A 22828-nucleotide genomic window follows, 5' to 3' on the forward strand; every position below is an offset into this window, starting at 1 on the left:
TTCTGCAATTTTAGGAGGCTAGCACAAGCTTTTACGGCTGCAACAGGCACCGGACTTGACGGTTTGAATGGCGTACCTGTAGTCTTCCGCCGAGGCGGGCGCTCAATGGGTCTTCTTTCCGATCAGATATGCGTAGTTACGGGTGCGGGCCAGGGACTTGGCCGCGCCATTGCACTAGAGATGAGCCGGGAAGGCGCAACTCTTGCTCTCATCGAGCGTAACGAAGCCACGCTTGCAGAGGTTGCGGCAGAGATCTCGGCCGGTGGAGGCAGGTCAACCCAGCACGGCCTGGATGTGACAGACTACGAGGCCTTTGCGCGCGCGATTGATGACGTTCATGCACGGCATGGTCGCATTGACGTTCTCGTCAACAACGCTGCCATCAATCCTTCGACTAAGAGTATTCTGGACGACACGCTTGAGGAATGGCGCCGCACCATCGGCATCAATCTGGAAGCGGTTTACGTGGGCAGCAAGCTGGTGGCGAAGGTGATGACGGCACAGCGAAGCGGCCGGATCATCCACATCTCTTCGATCCAGGGTTTTGCCTCGAGCGGGCTTTGCGGCTCATACAACGCCGCAAAGGGCGCCCTCATCGCTTACACCAAATCCATGGCTGTCGAACTTGCACCCTTTGACATACTCGTCAATGCCGTGGCGCCGGGTTTCATGGTGACACCCATGTCTATCGTTAATGGCGTGGACGAGACGGCAACGCCTGAATTCGTCGACTGGTATATCGATCGGCGCAAGATCCCTCTCGGGCGAAGCGGTTTGCCAGAAGATGTGGCCGGCACGGTGGTGTTTCTCGCTTCGAACTATTGCCGCTATATGACGGGGCAATTGCTGGTGGTTGACGGCGGACTGACGAGTACATTCTGAACAACAAAAACAACCGGACAGGAAGGCACAGATGGCGGGCAATTCAGGGTTACCAATGTTCACGCGGCGCAACTTGATGATCAATGCTGCCATGCTGGCGGGAGGCTCTGCTCTTGGCGGCCTTTCGCGGAGCGCGTCCGCACAGGTCAAAGAGATGGATATGTGGTACTGGGGTGAGCAGGAACTTCCTGGTCTCCAGAAATATGTGAACGACTCGGTGGCAACCTACAAAACGGCGACGGTGAAACCGATGCTGCAGGATACAGCCGTGGTGATTTCGCAGTTTCAGACCGCGGCAGCCGCTGGTAATGCCCCCGATGTGCAGTATCTCTGGAACGGCATCTACCACATGGAGAGCGTGTGGCTCGGCTACCTGAAAGGGCTGAAAGATCTGGTGAAGCCGGATGTTCTTCAGGCTTCGAACCCAACACTGCTTAGCCATTTCGGTGGCGATATCTATCGCACGGGCTGGTACCCGCTGCCGATGTTCTGGTGCTACAACAAGACGCTGTTCGAGAAGGCCGGACTTGACCCCGAAGCGCCGCCAAAAACTTGGGATGAACTCCTGGCCGCTTGCGAAAAACTGAAAACTGCCGGTATTGAACCCGTAGGCGGCGGCATTCAGGACGGTTATTGGAGCGAATGGTACATCACGCACTCATTGCCGCAGCAACTCGACTCGCTAGGCGAGGCTGTCGAACTTTTCATCGGCGACAAGGATTTCCGCGAGCCCAAATACCATGAGCACTGGGTCAAGCTTGAGGAGCTGAAGAAGAAAGGCTACCTCAACAAGGACATGTCTTCCCTCGAACTCTACCCCGGCATCGATCTCGTGGTGGCCGGCAAAGTGGCAATCGGTCAGACGATCGGCACCAGACTTCCCGCCGACAGCAAGGCCACCGGCGGCAAGATTGGCTATATGACCATGCCGTTGTTCGGCAAGGGCAAGCTTGCAGGCGTGCCGGTCGTCGACGTGCAGGGCCTCGGCATTTCGACCAATGCAGAAGATCCCGCGGCGGCCGCGGCATTCCTCGAATTCCTGCAGTCACCTGACCAGCTGAAAGCATTCTTTGCAGCGACGAACTGGCTTCCGTCCAATACCACCTTCGATTCGAGCGTGATCCAGGACGCTTCAGTCCGCGGACTTTGGGAGAATTGGGGTTTGAAGCCCAATATATCCAACGTCACGAATTTGATGCCCGGCCAGTTTTACGAACGCGCCGCAATTCCCACCGGACAGCAGATCGTGGCCGGCTCCATGACGGGAGAGCAGGCAGGAGAACTCGCGGCCAACACCGCCAAGGAATGGCGCGATTTCAACCCAGACATGGTTGAAAACTACCGCAAGTGGGTGAAGGACCTGTCCGCCACGTGACGCTAACGGCCGGGTCCGCTAATAGAACAGCAGTTCCGGCCCCTCCTCCGTCTGAAGGCACATGAATCCCTCTTCCCGGGTTACACCCTATCTTTACGTGCTGCCGCTGGTTGCGTTGCTGGCATTCGTGTTCGGCTATCCGCTTCTGCGCATCTTCGAATTCAGCTTCAAAATGGTGCGGGGCATAGACGGGCCGTGGATCGGCTTGAGAAATTATAAGCTCATCCTCTCGCAATCCCTCTTCTGGGAGTCGGTGCTGCACAATCTGCAGCTGATTCTGGCCATTCCCGTCATGGTGGGGGTCTCACTCATCATATCCGTGCTGCTATTTGAAAGGGTGAAGGGCTGGACAATATATCGCATCATCGTGTTTGTACCCTTCGTGCTGGCCATTCCAATTGTGGCGGTCGTGATGAAGCGCATGTTCCAGTTCTCGGGACCGGTGAATGAGATGCTGCGTTGGCTCAGCCTCGACTTCATGGCGCTGGACTGGATCGGCTCATCCGATGTCGCACTGTGGACAGTCATGATTTTGATCGTATGGCGCGAGTCAGCCCTCGGCATCATCCTGTTCCTGGCGCGGCTGTTGAGCCTGGATGAATCCGTGATCGAAGCAGCAAAGATTGAGGGTGCCAATTGGTGGCAGCGCCTTTGGCACATCATCCTTCCGGAAATGCGCGGTGTCATCGAATTCTATGTGGTGGTGAGCGTCATCACCATGCTCGCTGCCGTATTCTCCTATGTTTACGTTATGGGTGGCGGGCGGGGTGGCCCTGGCACCTCAACCGAGGTCGTTGAACTCTACATCTTCAATGCCTTGATCCGTTCCAGCCTGCCCGGCATCGCATCGGCGGCCTCGGTGCTGCTCTTCCTTGTGACCGGCGTCCTGATCTTCCTGCTATTCAAGGTGCGACAGCGCGCGGAGGGGAATAACTGATGCGCGGCAATGTCATCCGGCACGTCGTCCTGCTTTTCGCCTCCTTCCTGGCGCTGGTACCGACAATCTACATGGTCCTGACCGCGCTGAAGTCAGATCAGGAATATGCCATAGACAAGCTCGGCTTTCCCAATGCACCGGTGCTCGAGAATTTCCGCTCCGTTCTGGTGGATAGCCCGTTCCTGCACTGGATGCTGAACAGCTCCATCCTCGTCGCCGGATCTGTCTTGCTCTCTACGGCGATATCGGTTCTGGGCGCCTATGCGGTTGCCACGATGGAATTCAAAGGCCGGGACACACTGCTGGCCGTCAGCACGTCTCTTATGGCGGTGCCACCCGTCGTGATGATCGTGCCGCTGTTCGTGCTCTATACACGGCTCAATCTGGTCAGTACCTATTCCGGCGCCATGGTGATCTATGCGGGACTGATCACCCCCTTCTCCGTCTATCTGCTCACCACCTTCTTCCGGACCGTGCCGCGGGAGCTCTATGAGGCCGCCCACATCGATGGCGCAGGGCATCTTACAATCCTGATACGGGTTGTGCTTCCTCTGTCACTTCCCGCCCTCGTAACGCTTATCGTCGTCAACTCGCTGTATGTGTGGAACGATCTGCTGATCGCCATCATCTTTCTGCAGGATGACGCCAAGCGCACGCTGATGGCGGGGATCAGCGTGTTCCAGGGCCGCTATAACAATCAAGTACCCCTCACCATGGCGGGCATGGTGATTGCCAGTGCGCCGATGTTCATTCTCTACGTATTGTTCCAAAAGCAGTTCATCCGCGGGCTCATGTCGGGCGCCATTAAGTGAACGACGTTACGCTGGAGAGCCCGTCCTTGCAGGTAGTGGTGAGACCGCAGGTAGGTGGAACCATCACCCACATTCGCCATAAGGAAACCGGACTTTCAGTGCTGGGAGACGTGCCGTGGGACACGGTGGACGTGCCGCTTGCCACTCTTGCCGCCCGGGACGAGCCGGAATGGTTGACCCGCTACACCGGGGGCTGGCCCCTGCTCTTCCCCAATAGCGGCGATGCTTGCATGGTGGACGGTGTGTTCCATGGCTTCCATGGTGAGGCCTCGATTGCGCCGTGGGATGTGGTCACGACCGGCGCGCACCTGGTTCTGGAACGGCAGTTCTCCTGCCTGTCCGCCGCCATGCGCCGGACGTTTTCACTCCACGGCGAGATACTCAGCATCAGGGAACAGCTTTCTTACTCCGGCAATATGCCCATTGATGTAATGTGGGGACACCACCCCACATTCGGTAGCGATCTCCTTGCGTCTCCATATGAGGTAACGGCAGGCGCACGTGAGGTTCTGGCCGAGCCGCAATATGATCCGACGACCAATCCGCTGAAGCCAGGAGCAAAGGGCCATTGGCCAATGCTGGCGGGAAAGTCTGGCATTGCCGACCTTGCACACCCGCAGTACCCTTGGGCATCTGTCGTCTACCTAACGGATTTTCGATCTCCCTGGGCCGCAATCCGCCGCTCAGATAATGCCATTGCGGTGATGCTCTCATGGGACGGAGCGTTGTTTCCATGCGCCTGGCTTTGGTATGAGCTCAAAGGCACGGTTGATGCGCCCTGGAGTGGCCGCACGATGCTGATCGGCATAGAGCCTAACACAACGCCATGCTCACTCGGGCTCGGTGAAGCGGTGCGCCGCAATGCGCCTCTGCTCCGTTTGATCCCAGGCATGGAGCTGACGACGACCATCAATCTCCACGTCTTCCGGCCTTCGGGCCCCATTTTAGATGGACCTGCGGCACATCCTTAGCGCGACGGTACCAAAACGGGTTCTTGCTGCGCCGGAAACGGCCGGAACATGAGAGAGATCAGAACGGCGCCAATGCCCATGCCGAAGCAGGCAATATAGAGCCAGCCATAATCGCCCGTTGTATCGAATATCCAGCCGCCCAGTAGCGGGCCAGTCGCCATTCCTAGGCTTCCTGCCATTGAGGTGCCACCGATGATCGTGCCCATCATGCGCAATGGAAAGTTCTCCCGCGCGAGAACAGCATAGAGCGGCATGGTGCCCGCATAAACAAAGCCGAACACCGTGGCTACTGTGTAGAAGGTCGCCAGGTCATGTGCATAGAAATAACCCAATGCGCCCACGGCCTGAATGAGCAGGCCGGACACCAGAAGCCGCTTGGCACCGAGCTTGTCAGCGAGGACGCCGAAGCCCAGCCGGCCTGCCATGCCGGCGATCCCTTCCACGCTGTATATCGTGACTGCTGCCATGGCGGGAATGCCGCAGGCAATGGCATAGCTCACCGTGTGGAAGATCGGACCCGAATGGGTGGCGCAACAGAAGAAATTCGTCAGCGCAAGTATGATGAAGGGATAGGATGTCAGGGCGGTTCGGGTGGTCATAGACCTTTGCTCCGGCAAGTCAGCAGAGGCCGCCATCTGGGCACTGGCCAGAGAAGGCGGCCTGCGCAACAGGAAAGCAAGCGGTATCAGGATCACCGCGGCAATGACAGCCATGATCTGATATGAAGTGCGCCAGTCATAAGTCGAAATCAGAAAGGCCGCGAAGGGCGACATCGTCACCGGCGCCATCCCCATTCCGGCAGACACAAGTGAAACGGCCAGACTCCGGTGGGTGTCGAACCAGCCTGTCACCGTCGCCATCATGGGAGCAAAGAACGCGGCCATGGAACTGCCGATTAAGGCGCCATAGATGAATTGAAACGCGGTCAGAGACTGAACGAGACTTAGAACGTAGAGGCTCGTTGCGAGAAGAACGGCCCCGGCCAGGACTACCAGGCGGGGACCGAACCTATCCGTAAGCATGCCCCACAAAATGCTCCCGAGGGCCATGCTGAGGAAGGCGAAGGTCATTGCACCGGAGATCCCGGTGCGTGACCATCCGGTCGACTCGTTGATAGGGATGATGAAGACTGGGAGCGAAAAGAGGCAACCTATCGCCACACAGCCCAATGTGCCGCCTGCAGCGACGATGACCCAGCGGTAATTCCCATTCGTCATGTGAGATGCCTCTTCCGCGTCATGTCCTAAGAGGACATCCACCAATCGCTAGTCTACCGTTGCAAACTGCTGGGGGAACAGGTCGAGAAAATATCTCCAACCGCCCTCATGTGCCTGACCCTTTGCATTGTTTGGCAGACCCGAATGCACAAGTGTCATGCGGGTGCCCTTCCCCTGCGGCGCAAAGGTCACGGTGACGATAGACTCCTGGCCTTCAGTATAGGAGGAGACCCAGCTGTGCTGAATTCCACGTGCTGGATCCAGTTTGATAAAGCGGCCATAATGGGCAATATCATTCATCCGTGAATAGAACAGGCCGTCTGGCTTTATATCCAGAATGAGTTTGCTCGCCGCATTCCACGGCGTTCCCGGAAAATCAGCATTGAGCCAAGCATCATAGACGTCCTTGGGCGCGGCTGAAATCGTGCGCTCGGCCTTAATCTCAAGAAGATTTGCTTCGCTTTCCATCATTGCTTCTCCTCATTGTCTTTGAAATTCTGCTCGAAAACGTCGAGCCGCTCGTTCCAGAACCGCTCATATTCATGAACCCAAGCCGCAACGTTCTTCAGGGGATCGGCTTTGAGCGAAATATAGACTTCGCGGCCTTGCCTCCGGCGCTCGATCAGACCCGCACGTTCAAGCAGCTTGAGATGCTTCGTGACGGCGTTAAGCGCGGTATTGAATGGGGCCGCAATCTCGAGAAATCGCGCCGGCCCTTTTGATAACCGCCCGATGATGGCGCGGCGGGAGGGATGGGCGATTGCTGTCAAGACATCGGTTAACTGGTCCATAGATACATTACACCACATGGTGTAATGTCTGGCAAGTACATTTTTGCAACTGGGCACTTCCATGCACCCGGATGCCTGTGAGTAAGGCTCTTTGCGTCCGCTCTATTGTATTCCGTCAGTGCATCGGCAAGAACGAGGCACGATGGGCATAGCCAAATGAGAACAAGTGCATGAAGTCGGATGGAATAGGTGTTTTCGGAGCGTTGTCGATCGGCGTCGGCGGTATTGTGGGCGGCGGTTTCTTCGCCACCTTTGGCATCACCGCGGCCGGCGCTGCTGGTGGCACACCGATTGCGTTTCTGCTCGGCGGTGCGATTGCGCTTGTAACTGCCTACTCTTACATCGGCCTCACGCTCCGCTATCCGGGGCCGGGCGGCACGGTGTCCTTCATCACGCAAGCATTCGGCCAGGGGATTATGGCCGCCTCCGTAAATGTGCTGCTGATCCTTAGCTACGTTGCTGTCATGGCCGTCTATGCCTATGCGCTGGCGGGCTACACGTTGCCCTATGTGCCAGAGGGGCTGCGGCCGATTGCGTCCCACGTCATATCCTCCGCGACTTTGATCGGACTTGGGCTCATCAATTTTGCCGGCTCAGCGCTCATGGAAAGGTCGGAGAATGTGTTCAACGCTGGCAAGCTCGCGGTGCTGGGCGTCTTTATCGTAACGGGACTGCTGGCCAGCGGATTGGATTGGGAGCGGCTTGCGCCGGCCGCCTGGGCCTCGCCTAGCGCCATCGTCGCGAGTGGCATGATTGGATTTCTTGCCTATGAAGGCTTCGAGCTGATTGCCAATGCTTCAGACAAGATCGCGAACCCACAACGGACATTGCCCATCGCCTTTCTCGGCTGTGTGCTGATCGCCATCGTAATCTACTCGCTCGCCTTTATCGTGGGGATCGGGCATCTGCCAATGGAGGACCTGATTGCCGCCAAAGACTTTGCCATCTCGGAGGCGGCGGGCCGTTTCCTCGGTCCGGTGGGCTTTGGACTAATGGCCCTGGGCGCGGTGCTCGCCTCGGCCTCCGCCATCAACGCTGACTTCTTCGGTGCGTCACGCCTTCCACCGCGCCTCGTGGCGATTGATGAACTGCCTTCCGCGTTTCATCGCAGCATTCACGGCAAGTCCTTCGGCAGTCTCCTCGTCATCGGGGTGCTGGCGCTGTTAGCCGTCAACTTCGCCTCGATTGAGGCGCTCTCCTCGGCAACCAGCGGCGGATTTCTGCTAGTCTTTGCCGCTGTGAACATTGCCGCACTTCGGCTGGCACCGGAGACGGGGGCGAGAAGGGTCATTCCCGCTGTGGCTGCGTTCTTGTGTCTTGCAGCGCTGGCAATCACGATCTGGCAATTGCTCGCCCGCTCCGAAACAACTGGCCAGGCCTACGCAATCGGCACCATCGTGGCATTGGCACTGCTGGTCGAAGTGGTCTTCAGAATCCTCCGCGGCAGGGCCACAGCCTCGCCCGCGAAGTGACACGTCCACCTTACAAAGAAAGAGAGCGGCCCTTTGGGCCGCTCTCTTCACTTCAGATGTACGGAACGTGCCGCTTTCAGGGTGCGTGGCGTTTGAGCCGGAATGCGAGCACGACCAGGAGCACGCCTGCCGCGATCGCATAGGCGCCGATCACCCAGATAAGGGCAAGGGCAGCAGTAACCGGTTCGAAGACCATGACGAGGCCGAACAGCACAGTGATCACACCATGCAGGATCAGCAGCCATTCATTGTCGATTTCCTTGCGGAGTCTGATCGCACCGATGATTTCGAAAACACCGCTGACGATGGCCCAGACACCGATGAACAGGAGCAGGTAGAGCGTTACTAGCGCCGGGAAGGCGAAGGCTGAGATGCCGGCGAGAACGCCGACGACACCCACGATGGCCAACCACCAGCGCGGTGCCGGCGTGCCGCCGCTGATTGCAGCAAAGATGGCGAAGACGCCATCAACCAGCGCATACGCGCCATAAAGGATGACGAGACTTAGAACCGTGATCCCCGGCCAGGCAAAAGCCAGCACTCCGAAAACGATCGCCGCGATGCCACGCAACAGAAGTGCCCACCAGTTTTTCGCAAGTCCGTGCAGAATCGCAGCACCGGGGCCAAGCCCCTTCGCCGTAATGACATTGTCGTTCATGTTGTCCCTCTCCTCTTTTTAATCCCCAGATGACAATAGAACATTTTTGTAATTTACCCAAGGGCCGCTCTCGATCGCAGATATTGCGACGACGGTTCAGCGAGAGAAAAGTGTTCTGCACACGAAAAAATGCCCGCCCGCACGAAGTGCGGGGCGGGCAAGTTTCTGCGAAGAAGCTGCCAGACAGCGGCCTGGCATTGGTCGAATCATAGGCTGATTTGGCCGCCTGAGGCCAGTGGGGCGGGTTGGAATCGCTCGCGGAACTGACGCCGCGTTCTGGCGGATTTGCACGAAACTAAGTGCCGGCCCATGCGTTTTCGGAAGGCCTCGCCTCACTATGGGGCCTGCGAGTCAAACGTGCCCCGGCCCGCAGTAGACGCGACGGTTGCATACACTCCCAAGATGCAACCGCCGTAATCGTCTAGGTCACCCCGTCTTCGATGATTTCAAAGCTGTGCTCGATCTTGCCTGTCTTCTCAAACATCGCGGACGCAGAGCAGTATTTCTCGGCGGAGAGTGCGACCGCCCGTTCGACATTTGCCGGCTTCAGCTTGTGGCCCTTCACCTTATAAATGAGCCTAACATGGGTGAAGACCTTGGGATCTTCCGTTGCACGCTCTGCTTCGAGTGCGATGTCCAGGCCTGTCACCTTCTCGCGCATGCGCTCCAGGATCATGACCACGTCAAACGCGGTGCAGCCCCCGAGGCCAAGAAGCAGCATCTCCATGGGTCTCACACCGATATTGCGGCCGCCGGCCTCAGGCGCACCGTCCATCACCACCGCATGGCCGGACCCAGACTCGCCAACAAAGGCCCGGCCATCAAGCCACTGCACACGTGCTTTCATTCTTTCAATCTCCTCTCAGATTGCCGCCTCTTAGCGGGAAAGGCCGTGCCCGCCAATCACCCCCGGCTCAATCGTGCAGCATAGAGGAAGCCTTCAGTATCGACCGTCACGCTGTCCTGGGTGATGGCAGCGTCACCCGGGCCCAGTGGCAAACCGTCGACATCGGCAGCGCCCTTCAGGGCGAAGAGCAGGATGGGGCCATTCTGGGCAATCTCCGCACCACTTGAGATGATATCGGCAGACGCTGTCCACTGCCCCCGTGTGACGAAGAGATTGAGTGCGTGGCATGGACCATCGCGCAGGCGGCACATGGTGGGGACGTCGCAAGGGTAGAAGTGCGGCACGAACTGACGGTCAACCGCCAGCCTCCGCCCACCGTTGAACTCCAGATCGAGGCCATTCCCCTCAATGAGCGTGAAGAACCGGTCCACCTCCGGGTAGGCGGAAAACGGAACGTCTGCATCGATGCGGGCAATTGCAAAACGCCAGCCGAACGCCTCAGCCGCCGGCGGGTCCGAGGCAATGTCCCATGACACACCCATGCCATTCCGCCAGCGGCCTTCGCGCAAGTCCCTCTGCCTGATAATTTTCATTGCTGTTAAACTCCTTAGGACGGGGCGCCCTCGACACGTCCTTGCTCCTGTCGCAGTATGGCACTTCCAAGCTGCCCCAGAAGCAGCAGAGAGGCAGGAGGACATCATGGCGCATGAGGCGCAAGGGCAATCAACAGGGCCTGAGAAACTCGTGATCCGCAACATCGGCCTCCTTCTGTCAGGGGCAATCGAGAACCCCATCCTCGAGGCGGACACGCTGGTGGCGGAAAACGGCCGTATCACCGCCATTGGCCGCTCCAAGGACGTGGATCAGGACCACGCAACCCAGGTGATCGATGCCAATGGCTCGGCACTGGCCCCGGGCCTGATCGACAGCCACGTGCACCCTGTGGCCGGTGACTGGACGCCACGGCAGAACCAGATGGGCTGGATAGATTCGAGCCTCAATGGCGGCGTTACCACCATGATCTCCGCTGGCGAAGTGCATACGCCGGGCCGCCCGCGAGACATTGTCGGCCTCAAGGCGCTCGCCATTTCGGCGCAACGGCAGTTCGCCAATTTCCGCCCCGCAGGTGTCAAGGTGCACGCCGGCGCACCCTGCATCGAACCCGGCATGACGGAACAGGACTTCAAGGACCTGGCAGACGCTGGCGTCACACTTCTGGGCGAAGTGGGCTTGGGCGGGGTGAAGGACGGCCCCACAGCCCGCATCATGGTCGCATGGGCGCGGAAATACGGAATTCAAAGCACCATCCACACCGGCGGCCCTTCCATCCCAGGTTCCGGCCTCATCGACAAGGACGTGGTGCTCGACGCGGACACGGATGTGGTGGGCCACATCAACGGCGGCCACACGGCCCTTCCCGACACCCAGATCCGTTGCATTTGTGAAGGCTGCAAGCGGGGCCTCGAGATCGTGCACAATGGCAATGAGCGCGCCGCGCTCTATACGCTGCGCTTGGCCCGCGAAATGAGCGAGCTTCACCGGGTGATCCTCGGCACCGATGCGCCGGCGGGCTCGGGCGTTCAGCCACTCGGCATCGCCCGGATGGTATCCATGCTATCTGCACTGGGAGAACTTCCGGCCGAACAGGCAATCTGTCTGGCGACCGGCAATACGGCGCGCATGCGAAAGCTGGATTGCGGGATCATCGAAATCGGGCGCGTCGCGGACTTCGTGTTCATGGACAAGGCCCAGCATTCGGCAGGCGAGGGCTTGCTCCACAGCATCGAACTGGGTGACCTTCCCGGCATCGGCATGGTGGTGATCGATGGGCAGATCAAATGCCAGCGCAGCCGCAACACGCCGCCCGCAACGCGCATTCCGACAATCGTCAAACCTTAAGAACACGGAGATACCCAAATGGGACAGCATGCAGCCTGCCTCGCCCCCGATACGCCGCGCTTCCTCGATCTTTTTCCGGCGGGTGCGGCCCTGACGAAGCTTGCGACGGGATTCATCTGGGCGGAGGGCGCCGTGTGGTTTTCCGAGCTGAACGAATTGCGTTTCTCCGACATTCCCAACAACCGGATGATGCGGTGGTCTCCCGTGACCGGGCTTTCGGTGTTCCGGCAGCCATCCCAGCGCACCAACGGCCACACGCGGGACCGGGATGGCAACATGATCTCCTGCGAACATGGCGGCCGCTGCGTAAGCCGCACCTATCTCGATGGACGCTACGAGGTGCTGGTGTCGCATTGGAAGGGCAAGCGGCTCAACTCGCCCAATGACGTGGTGGTGAAGTCCGACGGAACCATCTGGTTCACCGACCCGCCCTATGGCATCATTTCCGACCATGAAGGCATCCGGGCTGAAAGCGCCATTGGCAATAATCAGGTCTACCGCTTCGATCCGGCAACTGGAGGGCTGACCGTCGTCGCCGACGATTTTGACCGGCCCAATGGCCTCGCCTTCTCGCCTGATGAGTCCGAACTCTATATTGCCGACTCAGGTTATGCCCGAGGTGATGGCTTCGGCTTCGAAGAGGGCCGGCCGCGCCATGTGCGTGGTTTCATCGTCGTGGACGGGCGGACGCTTAAAGACAGCCGTGTCATCGCCGTCATTGACAACAAGGTGCCGGATGGGCTCCGCGTGGATACCGAAGGGCTGTTGTGGATTTCCGCCGGTGACGGCATTCATTGCTACACTCCCGGCGGGGAGCGGCTGGGCCGCATACTCGTTCCGGAAACGGTTGCCAATCTGACCTTCGGCGGGTTCGGAAAATCACGCATGTTCATCTGCGCCACGTCGTCGATCTACGCCATTGAGACAGCGCGCATTGGTGCGCAATGGCCCTAAAGATCGGGCCCCATTGCGGGGCCCAGTTGATGCCAGGAGGCGGGCGAACCCCAGGAAAGGGGGGAACGAAGCGACAGCTAACTTTCTCAGAGATCCGCCCCGCCAGTGCGATGGCGTGAACCATCGCACTTGTTTTCGATAGGGCACCTTTTCCTTCGCTTCTTTGACATGCATCAATTTTCCCGGCAGGAACATTGACACACAGCCGCGACATTGGGCCCCGATGAAAACCTCTCTCGACCATCTCGATAAACTGATCGCCTTTCCAACCGTGAGCCGGGATAGCAATCTTGAGCTGATCGCATATATTCGCGACTTTCTCGCGGGGCTCGGCGTCGTCACGACACTCGTTGAAAACGAGGATGGCCGCAAAGCCAATCTGTGGGCGACAATTGGACCAGAAGAAGTCCCCGGCATCGTCCTCTCGGGCCATACGGATGTGGTTCCCGTCGAGGGCCAAGCATGGTCATCCGATCCGTTCCGGCTGGAGCAGCGCAATGGCAATTACTATGGACGTGGCACTGCCGATATGAAGGGCTTCATCGCCTGCTGCCTGCGTGCAGCGGAGATGGCGGCGCGGACGAAACTTCACACACCCATCAGCCTCGCATTTTCTTATGATGAGGAGATCGGGTGCGTTGGCGTCAGAAGGCTGCTCGACCTCCTGAAAGTTGCGCCGGTGAAGCCACGGCTCTGCGTCGTGGGTGAGCCCACGTTGATGCAGGCCGTCACCGCGCATAAGGGAAAGCTGGGTTTCCGGGTGACGGCGCATGGGCTTGAAGCGCATTCGAGCCTGGCGCCGATCGGGGTGAACGCGATCTATATGGCCTCTGACCTGATCGGCGCCATTCGCGCCATTCAGAAGGAGATCGCCGAGACAGGTCTGCGCGATGGAGACTATGAGGTCGCCTACACCACGCTGCATGTCGGAAAGGTTCAGGGCGGCGAGGTCATGAATATCGTGCCTAACCGCTGCAGCTTTGATTTTGAGATCCGCTATCTGCCGGAGGAGGATGCGAATGCCATCGTCTCTCGGATCAAGGCAGCGGCGGAGAATATCGCAGAAGGCTATCGCGGCGTATTCGCCGAGGCGCGCTTCGGCTTCATGGATCTTCAGAGCTATCCTGCGATGAACACCCCGGTGGACAGCGAGGCGGTGAAATTCGTTCATGCACTGACCGGTGGGAATTCAACAGGCAAGATCACCTTTGGAACCGAAGGCGGATTGTTTCAGCAGGCGCTTGGCACCCCTGCTGTCGTCTGTGGCCCCGGCAATATCGCCGTTGCGCACAAACCAGACGAGCATGTGAGCGAGGCGCAGCTGGCGCAATGCGATCTCATGCTGGAGCGGCTGGTGGTAAAACTCTCGACCTAAGCCTTCATCCACTTGGGTCGCTTTGCCGCAGAGGAGTGGTTCATGGGTGCCAGCTCCTTGCGGTTGGCCGAGTCGAAGCTGCCGAGCACGAGCGCAACGAGCGGCTTATCGTCGATCGCGCCCAGCGTCGAGCCACATTTGGGGCAGAAGCTGCGACTGGAATAGTCCGAGGAGCGCCAAAGGCAAGGCTTGGTGGACCATCGAACCTTGTCGGCTGGAAATTCCACCCAATGCACCGTCAATGCACCGGAATGTCGCTGGCAGATGGTGCATGAGCATGTATGTGGCCTGAGCGGCGGTCCCTCAGCTTCGAAGCGGATGTGGCCGCACAGGCATCCGCCCTTGTAGACTCTTGCCATCATTCCCTCCTGTCACTTCATGGAGAGATGAGGCGGGTACGCGGGAGTTTAAAGGTATTCACGGCAATGTCATTGTCTGAAAACGCCCTCAGCTTCACAAGTGGGCGGGACAGACTTCCTACGGATCCCCCGGCACGCCGTAGCTCGGCGCCTGAGTTGGATCCACGGCACGCTGGAGGTAGGCGCCCATCTGGGGCTTGTAGTCCTCCCAAAGGCGGCGCAGCGTTTTGATTGGATTTTCATCGTCCCAATCCACCCGCAGGGAGACGAGCGGAAAGGCTTGCTCATGATAGACAATGAGGGCGGCGGAATGGACAGGCCCCTCTTCCCCACCGGAGTCGTAACCAGCTTCGAGCGCTCGCAGCAGGCGTTCAGCCAGATGCTGCGAGGCGTTGGCAGCGAATGCATCCGTCATCGTTCTGGGCAGGCTGCCATGTTTCAGTAAATTGCCGGCGGCAACGCAGTCCTGCTGCTCGGACACGCCATGGGTGCCGAGGATGTTCTTTCCAGACCACGAGGCGGAACGGCCCTGATTGTCGACAGCCGTCAACTGCCGGTATTCGATGAAGGGACGGTCCTTGACCACGGCAGCAATGGCCTCCGCCGCGCTCATGCCCCTTTGCATAAAGTCCAGCAACAAGGGCCCGAGGTTCGGATCCGTGACGTTCTGCGTTGCCACTGCGCCCACCTGCGCGCGGGCGTGCGGGCAGCGCGCACCCACCGCAATTGAAGAGGTGGTGATGGCCACGCCGAAGGCGCCCGATTTTCCGCAGCGTCCGGCGATGGAAAAGGTCATGATCGCATGTCTCCCTTAGAGTTCTTTCGCCATCTCTTCGAGAAGGCGGCGCTGCAGCTGCTGAAAGTCCGCATTGGGCTGCTGCTGTTTGGCCAGTTCAAGATTGGGATCCAAAACGTCCGTACGGTGGCCCGACAATGCCTCGATCAGCGCGTGGCCGCAGAAGGGAACATAGGCTTCGGAATAGCCCCCCTCATGCATTACCACGACGCGTCCATTACAGAGCTCAGTTGCAGCATCGAGCGTTGCCTGCATGAGGTAACGATAGGTCTCGCTATGGGCCATCATGCGTGACAGGGGGTCGACGATGCTCGCATCATAGCCGCAGGCCACAACGATGAGCTCCGGCCGGTAACGCTCCAGCGCCGGCAGAACGATCAGCTCCATTGCATCGGCATAGGTCTGATGACCGCCACCCGGCAGAAGCGGAACATTGATGTTGTAGCCCTCGCCCCTGCCCCGGCCCCGATCTTTCGCGGCACCGCTATCCACAGGGAAACAGCGGTCCTGATGAAGCGAAATGGTGAGCACGTCCGGGCGCTCATAAAAGATCGCCTCAGTACCGTTGCCGTGGTGCACGTCCCAATCGATGACGGCGACGCGGGACAGCTTGTGCCGGGCGATCGCTCTTTCAATTGCGAGGGCCCCATTGGCGAGCAGGCAGAAGCCGAGGCCGGTGTCGGGCAGGCAGTGATGGCCGGGTGGGCGCGACAGTGAATAGGCATTGCGGAGTTCACCCGTCACCACTGCCTCGACGGCGTCCGCGGCAAGCCCCGCCGAGATGCGGGCGATGTCATAGCCGCCCGGCCCGAAGGTCGATTCGAAACCCATGTCCCCGCCCTCGCCCGCGCTCATCTCGGCAAAGCGGTCGAGATAGGCAGCGGGATGAACGCGCAGCAGGTCTTCACGGGCAAGCATGGGGGCGGACCGCACATCCAGAGCGGACGTGAGGCCGGAGACATCCATCAGGCTCTTCAATCGGCGCTTGCTGTCCGGCGATTCACAATAGCCTGAGGCATTCGGCGGCTGGACCCAACCTCCCACAGGAAAGAACAGCGCATTGGGCTTTCCGAAATGCCACAGGCATCTTTCGTCATGAAAGAACCCGGTCCGCTTCGTTATCATGTGCAGAGCCTCTTTGCGAGGTAGCGCGCGAAATCATGGATCTCTCGCTCAAGCCAGCTGAGTGGCCCGCGGGTGGCAAGAGGGGCCTTCGAGCCCTGGTATATTCCCTCAACCACGAACTTGTCCTCGGCATTGACGCGATCGAAAAAATCGGTGAGCTCCCTCACCCAGGCATCGCGCCCTTCGCCCAGCGCCTCATGAACTTCGGGCGCCAGGGCCACGCCGAAGCGGAGGTTGACCGCACCCGTTCCCATAGGCCTCAGCGAAAGGTACCAAAGATGGTCCGGCGCCAGAACATACATGTGGCTCGGGAAGATTGTCGGAAGGATGGAGGTGTGTCGCCACTTGCCTTCAAGCCGCGTATTGGAGGAATGCGCGCGGCCGTAGCGGGCATTCTCATCCTTGGTGAACGTCTGATAGGTAAAGGCATCGAAGGTTTCCTCCGGGAACTCTGTATCCTCGACCGGAAACCAAGCGCCGACAGTCGCCTTGTGCGCCACGGGCAGGTGATAGCCCTCCATGAAGTTCTCATTCAGGAGCTTCCAGTTCGTCTGCCACACATGCTCCTGCTGCACGACGGGGATATATCCCGCCATCGCATATTGCTCCACGACGGCAAGCAGCGGGCCCAGAAGGCTTGAAACGGAGGGCGCATCCTGGTTCAGGGTGATGTAAATCCAGCCTTCCCAGATCTCGGTGCGAATTTCGCGCAGGCGGTGCTGCTGCTTGTCGAAGGCAGGGTCGCGTCCGCCCATGTGGCCGGCGCCAATCACCTTGCCTTGCGTATCATAGGTCCATGCGTGATAGGGGCAGACGAGCTTACGGCCGCAGGAGCCTCGCCCTTCCACCAGTGGCATCATGCGGTGCAAGCAGACATTGGAAAAGCTGCGCACCACGCCGTCCTGCCCGCGCACGGTGAACACTGGCTGATCGCCAATCGAGAAGGTTATGTAGTCCCCTGGCTTCGGAATGTCCGCGGCAAGACCGGGGCATAGCCATTCTTGCGCAAAGATGCGCTCCATCTCTAGCCGATAGATATCCTCTGAACTGTAGAGCAGCGGCGGAATGGTGTCGGCCTTTGAGAAGGGCGTTTCCGCCACCGCCGCAAGTGTCTCGAGAGCGCTCCTTACGCCGGACGCCAGTTCCATTGCCTTGCCTCCCTCAATCCGGAATGACCGCCGTCACCTCGATCTCGACCAGCCATTCGGGCCGCGCGAGAGCCGTGATGACGAGGCCCGTTGAACAGGGGAACACGCCCTTCAGCCAATGGCCCATTTCGCGGTAGACGTCCTGGCGGTAGCGAATGTCGGTCAGATAGACGACGATGCGGCAAATGTGGTCCATGTGTCCACCTGCCTCCTCCATCAGCATCTTGATGTTTGCCATCGTCTTGGCCGTCTGTGCTGTGGCATCGCCAACATGGAGGCTCTCGCGCGTGTCGAGATCCTGCGCGACCTGACCCCGCAGGAACACCATGGTGCCCTTGGCGACGACACCCTGACAGAGATCATTGTCGAGCTTCTGCTCGGGATAAGTATCCTTGGTGTTGAAAGGGCGGATGCGCTTGTGGGCTGTCATTCTTGATTGATCCTCAAACTCGGGTGATTCTGAATAGGGGAGACTACTCTGCAGCCTGCCGGGTGACACCCCAGATATTGTCCGAAAGTCCGCCCGCCTTCTGGGCAAATTTCAGCGGTTGATTCCAGTCAAAGGTGCGGTAAACGGCGGCTGACTGCGCGAAGGGTGGCGACTGCGCGAAGAGCTGGAATGTCAGGCGATGGCCTGCATAGTCCGAATTCAGTGCATCGCGTGCCAGGGCCAGCAGTTTGCGGCGGTCTTCGGCCTGCCACTCGTCATTGACCGTGTAGTACTTTTCCATCCACTTCCTGGTTTCGGGGTGTTCAAAGGTCGCGGCATCGGGCGTCACGCAAATCTGCCCGCCACAGAGTTCCCGCGCGATGTGCATCATGCGCGGCAGGTTGTTCAGGGCATGGCAGCGGCCAGTGAACAGCAGCGACTGGTTCGGCATGAGAAGCCCATTGGGGCTGCGCTCTCCCAGCGCGACGGCCGCCGTCAGATGGGCATGAATCCCCTCACGCCAGATAGCGAGTTCGGCGAGCTTTTCCTGCACCGCCTGCTGCTTGTCGAGACCGGTCTGCTTCGCGTTCCACAGGGCTGCGCCGATGATGAGATCTGCATAGGACAGTGTGCGCTGAACGAAGGGGAAGGCCGAATAACGGTGCAGCGTCTGGCGGATGAACGCAGCCGCGCGGGTGTGCTGATAGAACAGCACATCCTCCCAGGGGATCAGCACATTGTCGAGGATCATCAGTGTGTCGACTTCGTCGAACTTATTGGACAGCGGATAATCCCGCGCCGGTGCGCGCCCGGTAAAGCCGGTGCGACAGATGTGCTTCACACCTGGCGCATCCATCTTGACGATGCAGCCCAGGGCATATTCCGACAGCTTGGCATCGCCCCAGTTGGCAATGGTGGGCTTCAGGAAGGCCTGGTTCGAATAAGCCGCCGCGGTTTCATATTTCGCACCACGGATGATAATGCCGGCATCGGTCTCCTTCACCACATGCACCAGCATGTCCGGGTCCTGGTCCTGCGGGCGCTTGGAGCGGTCACCCTTGGGATCCGTGTTGGCAGAGACGTGGAATGGATCGTTCTTGATGACGAGGTGGATGTGGCGCTCGATGTTCTCGGCAAAGCGCGGGTCGATCTCGTTGAGAATGTCTTTGCCGTCCCACAGAGACCACATCTCGCCGATGGTCTCGTCACCCACCCGGGTGACGACGCCGCCGATGTCGTTCATCACCGCATCGACAGCGCGGCGCTTGTCATCCCAGTCTTTCCTTTCGAAAGGAAGCCTCAGGCCGATTGGGAAACGCTCGCCATCTTCCTCATAGCTCATCACGTCCTGCGTGTCAGGCTCATGCTGCATGTCGTAGATGCGGGCGCGGATATCGACCAAGGGCTTGAACTGCGGATGCCGCGTCACATCCTTCACGCGTTCCCCGTTGATCCACACTTCCCGGCCGTCGCGCAGCGAGTCGCGAAACTGTTCACCTGTCCTGATCATGCCAAGCTTCCTCTCATGAGTGTGACGACGCGCTGAAAGGCGCGGTTGCAGTAAACCAGCGGCTCGGCAGCGCCCATGTGGGCGGCCAGCACGCGGCCAATGAAGATGCGATGGGTGCCGGCGTCCAGATGCTGGTGCGTTTCACATTCAAAGACCGCCGTCGCATCCTTGACCAGCGGCAGGCCGGTTTGGCCCTGCATCCAGTCATGGTTGGCGAAATCGAATGGTCGGCCTTCGCGCGGCCTGCCCGAAAATGTTTCAGCATAGGCCTGGTGGCCGGAGGCCAGCAGGTTCACCGCGAAGACCCCATTGGCCTCGATCGCCAGCACGGCGGGGCTCTTACGGTTGATGCAGACCAGCACGAGCGGCGGCTCTGCAGAAACCGAGGTCACGGCACTCACCGTCAGGCCGAAGCGGCCGTGAACACCATCGGTCGTCACCACCGAAACGCCAGTGGCGGCACGGCCCATCGCAGCCGTAAACTCTGCCGCACTCACGGGCGGCTTAGCCATCGCTTCCATCTGTCCGTTCCCTCCGTGCAGACATGCAAGACTTGACATGATACCGCAGCTTCGGAAAAATAGATTATATCGGAGCTTTGAATAGGAAAATACGATGCTGCGCTATACGCTGCGACAGATTGAGTATGCCGTGACCATATGGGATCGAGGCTCCGTTGCTGCGGCCTCCGCGCAACTGGGTGTGGCTCAGCCAACGCTCTCCGCGTCCCTGGCAAAGCTCGAAGAACAAATCGGCCTGCAATTGTTCATCCGGCACCATGCGCAGGGTGTGAGCCCATCTCCCGCGGGCCTGCGCTTCCTGGCAGAGGCACGAAACCTTCTTACTCATGCGCAGGATTTGCAGCGTGACATGCTAGCCGCGGGAACGGCAATCGAGGGGCAATTGGCACTTGGCAGCTTCACGACAATCGCGCCTTCATTCGTGCCGCAACTGATCAAGAGCTTTACCAGCGTGCATCCGAAGGTCACAATAGCAATGGCGGAAGGCACGCAGGATGAGCTGTTCGATGGCCTGCGCGGTGGCGCGCATGACCTCGCACTGCTCTACGACGTCGACATGCCGCAGGATTTTGCCGTCACGACCCTGGCCTCCTTCGAGCCCCATGTGCTGCTCCCCGCCGGACACAGGCTGACGCGGCTCAAGCAGGTCCCGCTGATCGCGCTGAAGGATGAACCCTTCGTGCTGCTCGACATTGCGCCCAGCCGCACTTACTTCACGCGTCTTCTGGAGACGGCGGGAATCGTCCCGCGCATTGCCTTCTCCTCACCGTCGCTTGAAGTGGTGCGCGGGCTCGTGGGCCAAGGACTGGGCTACTCGATCCTCGTCACGCGCCCGCATGGCGATCATTCCTATTCGGGAGACGCCCTGGCCGTGCGGCCGATCGCTGACGATGTCGAGCGCGGCGTCATTGCCCTTGCGGGTTTGAAGCAAATGCGCAAGACACGTCTGGTCTCGGCATTCGAGACGCATTGCGAACAGTATTTCAGGACATTGGCCAGTTGAGCGAGCTTTCCGCAACCATCATCGGCGCTGGTATCGTCGGCGTCTCCACCGCTGCCTTCCTGCAACGTGAAGGCTATGATGTCACGATCATCGACCGCGTTTTGCCGGGCGAAGGCTGTTCTTTCGGCAATGCCGGAGGTCTTGCCTTCTCGGAAATCGTGCCGACGGTTCACAGCCGCATGTTGTTGAAGATACCCGGATGGCTTGTGGATCCAATGGGGCCACTCACCATCCGCTGGTCCTATTTTCCAAAGGCGCTGCCATGGTTTCTGGCGCTTGCCCGCAATTCACTGCCCGATCGCGTAAGAGCCATCACCGCCGCGCGCGCCGATCTTGCCATGCGGGTGGTGAGTGATTTCGAAAGCCTGCTGAAGGCAGCTGGTACTGAGGATCTCATCCGATATGAGGACACGCTGCGGCTTTACGACAATGAAGCACAATACTTGGCAGAAGCGCCGGAACGCGCCGCCAAGACTCCCTATGGCTTCGAGATGAAACGCCTGTCGGGCGATGAAGCCCGCGAACTGGAACCTGCGATCGGACCAAATGTCCATTGTGGTGTGTTTCACGGCGGCTGGTACTTCCTCACCAACCCCGGACGCGCGGTCAAATCCATTGCGGCGGAGGTCGTGAAAAATGGTGGCCGCATCATTGAAGACGATGTGGTTTCTTTGGTACGCGATGCAGGCCGCGTGAAGGCGCTTCAGCTGAAGACTCAAGGTCAACACAAGGTGCACCGGCTGGTGATCTGCGCTGGGGCATATTCGCATCTTCTGGCGAAGCAACTGGGCGAGAAAGTCCTGCTGGAGGCGGAGCGTGGCTATCACATGGTGCTACCCAATTCCGGCGTGAAGCTGTCCCGCTCCCTCACCTATGCTCGCTCCCCCGGAGCGGCAACTCCGATGGAAATGGGGTTGAGGCTTGCTGGATCTGATGAATTCGCAGGACTTGACGCTGCGCCCAACTACGCGCGCGCGGACGCCTTATGGAAGAATTTCAAGGCGGTACTGCCCGGCCTTCGCCAACCTGACCAGGAGACGACGCGCTGGATGGGACGGAGGCCCGGAACGCCTGACTCATTGCCAGTGATCGGGCCCTCGAAAACCACAGCCAATGTCTGGTATGGCTTTGGGCACGGGCACATGGGGTTGACCTGGGGTCCCACGACGGGGCGGCTCATTGCAGAGACCATGAGCGGCCGGAAGAGCAACATTGACCTTGCCCCCTTCCGGGCAGACCGGTTCTAGCGCCACCAAGGTTATAGCATTCTACATTGGTCAGCTGGGGGCGATCCTCATAATTTCCACCGCACCTCCGGGCACATCAGCTTCTTCACCTGCGCTCTTGCCCATGAGGGCACGCGCCATGGGAGAGGTATATGCAATGAAGCCTTGTGCAGGATCGGCCTCGTCCTCACCCACGATTGCATAGTCCTGCATCCTGCCATCGGCGCGCCGGAAGGTGACGCGGGTGCCGAAAGCTGCTGTCTCAACCTTCTTTGGTGGCACCACCACCTGCGCCGTGGAGCGCCTCAGGGTCCAATAGCGGAGATCGCGTGAAGCCCTCGCGATAACTGGCTTATCTTGATCATATTGACCTTTGGTCAACAGCGCTCGGCAGGCTTCAATTTGTTGGTCTATGAGCGCGAGGCCGCGCGGCGTCACTACATTGGGACTGGCACTCACCGGACGCTCCGGCAATTCTTCACGCACGTCATCTTGTTCTTTCACAAAGGCACGGCTCATG

Annotated in this window: 25 protein-coding genes; 11 read left to right on the plus strand and 14 right to left on the minus strand. The window is 59.3% G+C overall.

Annotation, left to right across the window (positions count from 1 at the left end):
- The first annotated feature begins 105 nt into the window (after window positions 1-105).
- The 5 genes from ACO06F_RS05870 to ACO06F_RS05890 all read left to right on the plus strand — a co-directional run bounded on the left by ACO06F_RS05870 (window position 106) and on the right by ACO06F_RS05890 (window position 4977).
- Window positions 106-882 carry an SDR family NAD(P)-dependent oxidoreductase gene (locus ACO06F_RS05870; RefSeq protein ID WP_421695754.1) on the plus strand — a complete coding sequence of 259 codons (777 nt, stop codon included), beginning with the start codon at window positions 106-108 and terminating at the stop codon, window positions 880-882.
- Window positions 883-958: 76 nt separating this feature from the next.
- Entirely contained in the window at window positions 959-2257 is a 1299-nt protein-coding gene (locus ACO06F_RS05875; protein WP_421695755.1) for an ABC transporter substrate-binding protein, read from the plus strand.
- A 61-nt stretch (window positions 2258-2318) separates the two neighbouring features.
- A complete protein-coding gene (locus ACO06F_RS05880; RefSeq protein ID WP_421695756.1) occupies window positions 2319-3194 on the plus strand; it encodes a carbohydrate ABC transporter permease in 876 nt (291 codons plus the stop codon).
- The gene (locus ACO06F_RS05885) at window positions 3194-4006 is read left to right on the plus strand and encodes a carbohydrate ABC transporter permease (RefSeq protein ID WP_421695757.1); all 813 of its coding nucleotides are present in this window, start codon (window positions 3194-3196) and stop codon (window positions 4004-4006) included. Before ACO06F_RS05880 ends, ACO06F_RS05885 begins: the two co-directional genes overlap by 1 nt.
- A gap of 38 nt (window positions 4007-4044) precedes the next feature.
- Window positions 4045-4977 (plus strand): hypothetical protein, encoded by a 933-nt coding sequence (locus ACO06F_RS05890; protein WP_421695758.1) that lies wholly within the window; start codon window positions 4045-4047, stop codon window positions 4975-4977.
- On the opposite strand, the gene ACO06F_RS05895 is transcribed toward ACO06F_RS05890, so the two are convergent.
- Genes ACO06F_RS05895 through ACO06F_RS05905 form a run of 3 tightly spaced genes read right to left on the minus strand, consistent with a single transcriptional unit; the run spans window position 4974 to window position 7048 of the window.
- Window positions 4974-6194, minus strand: coding sequence for an MFS transporter (locus ACO06F_RS05895; RefSeq protein ID WP_421695759.1), 1221 nt, complete (start codon window positions 6192-6194; stop codon window positions 4974-4976). The genes ACO06F_RS05890 and ACO06F_RS05895 overlap by 4 nt on opposite strands.
- A gap of 48 nt (window positions 6195-6242) precedes the next feature.
- Window positions 6243-6665 (minus strand): SRPBCC family protein, encoded by a 423-nt coding sequence (locus tag ACO06F_RS05900; RefSeq protein WP_421695760.1) that lies wholly within the window; start codon window positions 6663-6665, stop codon window positions 6243-6245.
- The gene (locus tag ACO06F_RS05905) at window positions 6662-7048 is read right to left on the minus strand and encodes an ArsR/SmtB family transcription factor (protein WP_421695761.1); all 387 of its coding nucleotides are present in this window, start codon (window positions 7046-7048) and stop codon (window positions 6662-6664) included. Before ACO06F_RS05905 ends, ACO06F_RS05900 begins: the two co-directional genes overlap by 4 nt.
- Window positions 7049-7155: 107 nt before the next feature.
- Here ACO06F_RS05905 and ACO06F_RS05910 point away from each other — a divergent pair, with 107 nt between their 5' ends.
- A complete protein-coding gene (locus tag ACO06F_RS05910; protein WP_421695762.1) occupies window positions 7156-8457 on the plus strand; it encodes an APC family permease in 1302 nt (433 codons plus the stop codon).
- 76 nt (window positions 8458-8533) lie between these two features.
- On the opposite strand, the gene ACO06F_RS05915 is transcribed toward ACO06F_RS05910, so the two are convergent.
- From ACO06F_RS05915 to ACO06F_RS05925, 3 genes are all read right to left on the minus strand, one after another.
- Window positions 8534-9115, minus strand: coding sequence for an HdeD family acid-resistance protein (locus ACO06F_RS05915; protein WP_421695763.1), 582 nt, complete (start codon window positions 9113-9115; stop codon window positions 8534-8536).
- A 421-nt stretch (window positions 9116-9536) separates the two neighbouring features.
- Entirely contained in the window at window positions 9537-9962 is a 426-nt protein-coding gene (locus tag ACO06F_RS05920; protein ID WP_421695764.1) for an OsmC family protein, read from the minus strand.
- A gap of 56 nt (window positions 9963-10018) precedes the next feature.
- Window positions 10019-10555 (minus strand): HutD family protein, encoded by a 537-nt coding sequence (locus tag ACO06F_RS05925; RefSeq protein ID WP_421695765.1) that lies wholly within the window; start codon window positions 10553-10555, stop codon window positions 10019-10021.
- A 106-nt stretch (window positions 10556-10661) separates the two neighbouring features.
- Here ACO06F_RS05925 and ACO06F_RS05930 point away from each other — a divergent pair, with 106 nt between their 5' ends.
- From ACO06F_RS05930 to argE, 3 genes are all read left to right on the plus strand, one after another.
- On the plus strand, window positions 10662-11861 hold the full coding sequence (locus ACO06F_RS05930) for an amidohydrolase family protein (RefSeq protein WP_421695766.1): 1200 nt from the start codon (window positions 10662-10664) through the stop codon (window positions 11859-11861).
- A gap of 18 nt (window positions 11862-11879) precedes the next feature.
- Window positions 11880-12815, plus strand: coding sequence for an SMP-30/gluconolactonase/LRE family protein (locus ACO06F_RS05935; protein ID WP_421695767.1), 936 nt, complete (start codon window positions 11880-11882; stop codon window positions 12813-12815).
- Window positions 12816-13038: 223 nt separating this feature from the next.
- Window positions 13039-14190: an acetylornithine deacetylase gene (argE, locus tag ACO06F_RS05940; protein ID WP_421695768.1), complete on the plus strand. Its 1152-nt coding sequence runs from the start codon at window positions 13039-13041 to the stop codon at window positions 14188-14190.
- Here the strand turns inward: argE and ACO06F_RS05945 are convergent.
- From ACO06F_RS05945 to ACO06F_RS05975, 7 genes are all read right to left on the minus strand, one after another.
- Window positions 14187-14552: a GFA family protein gene (locus ACO06F_RS05945; RefSeq protein ID WP_421695769.1), complete on the minus strand. Its 366-nt coding sequence runs from the start codon at window positions 14550-14552 to the stop codon at window positions 14187-14189. The genes argE and ACO06F_RS05945 overlap by 4 nt on opposite strands.
- Before the next feature lie 115 nt (window positions 14553-14667).
- Window positions 14668-15345, minus strand: a complete 678-nt coding sequence (locus ACO06F_RS05950; RefSeq protein WP_421695770.1) for a DUF1028 domain-containing protein — start codon at window positions 15343-15345, stop codon at window positions 14668-14670.
- A 15-nt stretch (window positions 15346-15360) separates the two neighbouring features.
- A complete protein-coding gene (locus tag ACO06F_RS05955; RefSeq protein ID WP_421695771.1) occupies window positions 15361-16470 on the minus strand; it encodes a class II histone deacetylase in 1110 nt (369 codons plus the stop codon).
- A complete protein-coding gene (locus ACO06F_RS05960; RefSeq protein WP_421695772.1) occupies window positions 16467-17618 on the minus strand; it encodes an aromatic ring-hydroxylating oxygenase subunit alpha in 1152 nt (383 codons plus the stop codon). Before ACO06F_RS05960 ends, ACO06F_RS05955 begins: the two co-directional genes overlap by 4 nt.
- A gap of 13 nt (window positions 17619-17631) precedes the next feature.
- A complete protein-coding gene (locus ACO06F_RS05965) occupies window positions 17632-18048 on the minus strand; it encodes a RidA family protein (RefSeq protein ID WP_421695773.1) in 417 nt (138 codons plus the stop codon).
- A gap of 43 nt (window positions 18049-18091) precedes the next feature.
- A complete protein-coding gene (locus ACO06F_RS05970) occupies window positions 18092-19558 on the minus strand; it encodes a 4-hydroxyphenylacetate 3-hydroxylase family protein (RefSeq protein ID WP_421695774.1) in 1467 nt (488 codons plus the stop codon).
- Entirely contained in the window at window positions 19555-20070 is a 516-nt protein-coding gene (locus tag ACO06F_RS05975; protein ID WP_421695775.1) for a flavin reductase family protein, read from the minus strand. Before ACO06F_RS05975 ends, ACO06F_RS05970 begins: the two co-directional genes overlap by 4 nt.
- Window positions 20071-20173: 103 nt before the next feature.
- On the opposite strand from ACO06F_RS05975, the gene ACO06F_RS05980 reads away from it, so the two are divergent.
- Window positions 20174-21082: a LysR substrate-binding domain-containing protein gene (locus ACO06F_RS05980; RefSeq protein ID WP_421695776.1), complete on the plus strand. Its 909-nt coding sequence runs from the start codon at window positions 20174-20176 to the stop codon at window positions 21080-21082.
- A complete protein-coding gene (locus tag ACO06F_RS05985; RefSeq protein WP_421695777.1) occupies window positions 21079-22329 on the plus strand; it encodes an NAD(P)/FAD-dependent oxidoreductase in 1251 nt (416 codons plus the stop codon). Before ACO06F_RS05980 ends, ACO06F_RS05985 begins: the two co-directional genes overlap by 4 nt.
- Before the next feature lie 30 nt (window positions 22330-22359).
- Here the strand turns inward: ACO06F_RS05985 and greA are convergent, their stop codons facing one another.
- Window positions 22360-22827, minus strand: a complete 468-nt coding sequence (greA, locus tag ACO06F_RS05990; RefSeq protein ID WP_421695778.1) for a transcription elongation factor GreA — start codon at window positions 22825-22827, stop codon at window positions 22360-22362.
- Window position 22828 lies beyond the last annotated feature (1 nt).

The sequence above is a fragment of the Aestuariivirga sp. genome (genome assembly GCF_965227715.1).
In the GTDB taxonomy this organism is placed as follows: Bacteria; Pseudomonadota; Alphaproteobacteria; order Rhizobiales; family Aestuariivirgaceae; genus Aestuariivirga.

Bases quoted from the DNA above. Each gene is read 5' to 3' on its own strand.
- ACO06F_RS05915 (WP_421695763.1), bottom strand. From the start codon at position 9,115: ATGAACGACAATGTCATTACGGCGAAGGGGCTTGGCCCCGGTGCTGCG.
- ACO06F_RS05930 (WP_421695766.1), top strand. From the start codon at position 10,662: ATGGCGCATGAGGCGCAAGGGCAATCAACAGGGCCTGAGAAACTCGTG.
- ACO06F_RS05955 (WP_421695771.1), bottom strand. From the start codon at position 16,470: ATGATAACGAAGCGGACCGGGTTCTTTCATGACGAAAGATGCCTGTGG.
- greA (WP_421695778.1), bottom strand. From the start codon at position 22,827: ATGAGCCGTGCCTTTGTGAAAGAACAAGATGACGTGCGTGAAGAATTG.
- ACO06F_RS05910 (WP_421695762.1), top strand. From the start codon at position 7,156: ATGAAGTCGGATGGAATAGGTGTTTTCGGAGCGTTGTCGATCGGCGTC.
- ACO06F_RS05970 (WP_421695774.1), bottom strand. From the start codon at position 19,558: ATGATCAGGACAGGTGAACAGTTTCGCGACTCGCTGCGCGACGGCCGG.
- ACO06F_RS05945 (WP_421695769.1), bottom strand. From the start codon at position 14,552: ATGATGGCAAGAGTCTACAAGGGCGGATGCCTGTGCGGCCACATCCGC.
- ACO06F_RS05880 (WP_421695756.1), top strand. From the start codon at position 2,319: ATGAATCCCTCTTCCCGGGTTACACCCTATCTTTACGTGCTGCCGCTG.
- ACO06F_RS05900 (WP_421695760.1), bottom strand. From the start codon at position 6,665: ATGATGGAAAGCGAAGCAAATCTTCTTGAGATTAAGGCCGAGCGCACG.
- ACO06F_RS05920 (WP_421695764.1), bottom strand. From the start codon at position 9,962: ATGAAAGCACGTGTGCAGTGGCTTGATGGCCGGGCCTTTGTTGGCGAG.
- ACO06F_RS05895 (WP_421695759.1), bottom strand. From the start codon at position 6,194: ATGACGAATGGGAATTACCGCTGGGTCATCGTCGCTGCAGGCGGCACA.
- ACO06F_RS05870 (WP_421695754.1), top strand. From the start codon at position 106: ATGGGTCTTCTTTCCGATCAGATATGCGTAGTTACGGGTGCGGGCCAG.
- ACO06F_RS05885 (WP_421695757.1), top strand. From the start codon at position 3,194: ATGCGCGGCAATGTCATCCGGCACGTCGTCCTGCTTTTCGCCTCCTTC.
- ACO06F_RS05935 (WP_421695767.1), top strand. From the start codon at position 11,880: ATGGGACAGCATGCAGCCTGCCTCGCCCCCGATACGCCGCGCTTCCTC.
- ACO06F_RS05950 (WP_421695770.1), bottom strand. From the start codon at position 15,345: ATGACCTTTTCCATCGCCGGACGCTGCGGAAAATCGGGCGCCTTCGGC.
- ACO06F_RS05905 (WP_421695761.1), bottom strand. From the start codon at position 7,048: ATGGAAGTGCCCAGTTGCAAAAATGTACTTGCCAGACATTACACCATG.
- argE (WP_421695768.1), top strand. From the start codon at position 13,039: ATGAAAACCTCTCTCGACCATCTCGATAAACTGATCGCCTTTCCAACC.
- ACO06F_RS05965 (WP_421695773.1), bottom strand. From the start codon at position 18,048: ATGACAGCCCACAAGCGCATCCGCCCTTTCAACACCAAGGATACTTAT.
- ACO06F_RS05980 (WP_421695776.1), top strand. From the start codon at position 20,174: ATGCTGCGCTATACGCTGCGACAGATTGAGTATGCCGTGACCATATGG.
- ACO06F_RS05925 (WP_421695765.1), bottom strand. From the start codon at position 10,555: ATGAAAATTATCAGGCAGAGGGACTTGCGCGAAGGCCGCTGGCGGAAT.
- ACO06F_RS05875 (WP_421695755.1), top strand. From the start codon at position 959: ATGATCAATGCTGCCATGCTGGCGGGAGGCTCTGCTCTTGGCGGCCTT.
- ACO06F_RS05960 (WP_421695772.1), bottom strand. From the start codon at position 17,618: ATGGAACTGGCGTCCGGCGTAAGGAGCGCTCTCGAGACACTTGCGGCG.
- ACO06F_RS05975 (WP_421695775.1), bottom strand. From the start codon at position 20,070: ATGGCTAAGCCGCCCGTGAGTGCGGCAGAGTTTACGGCTGCGATGGGC.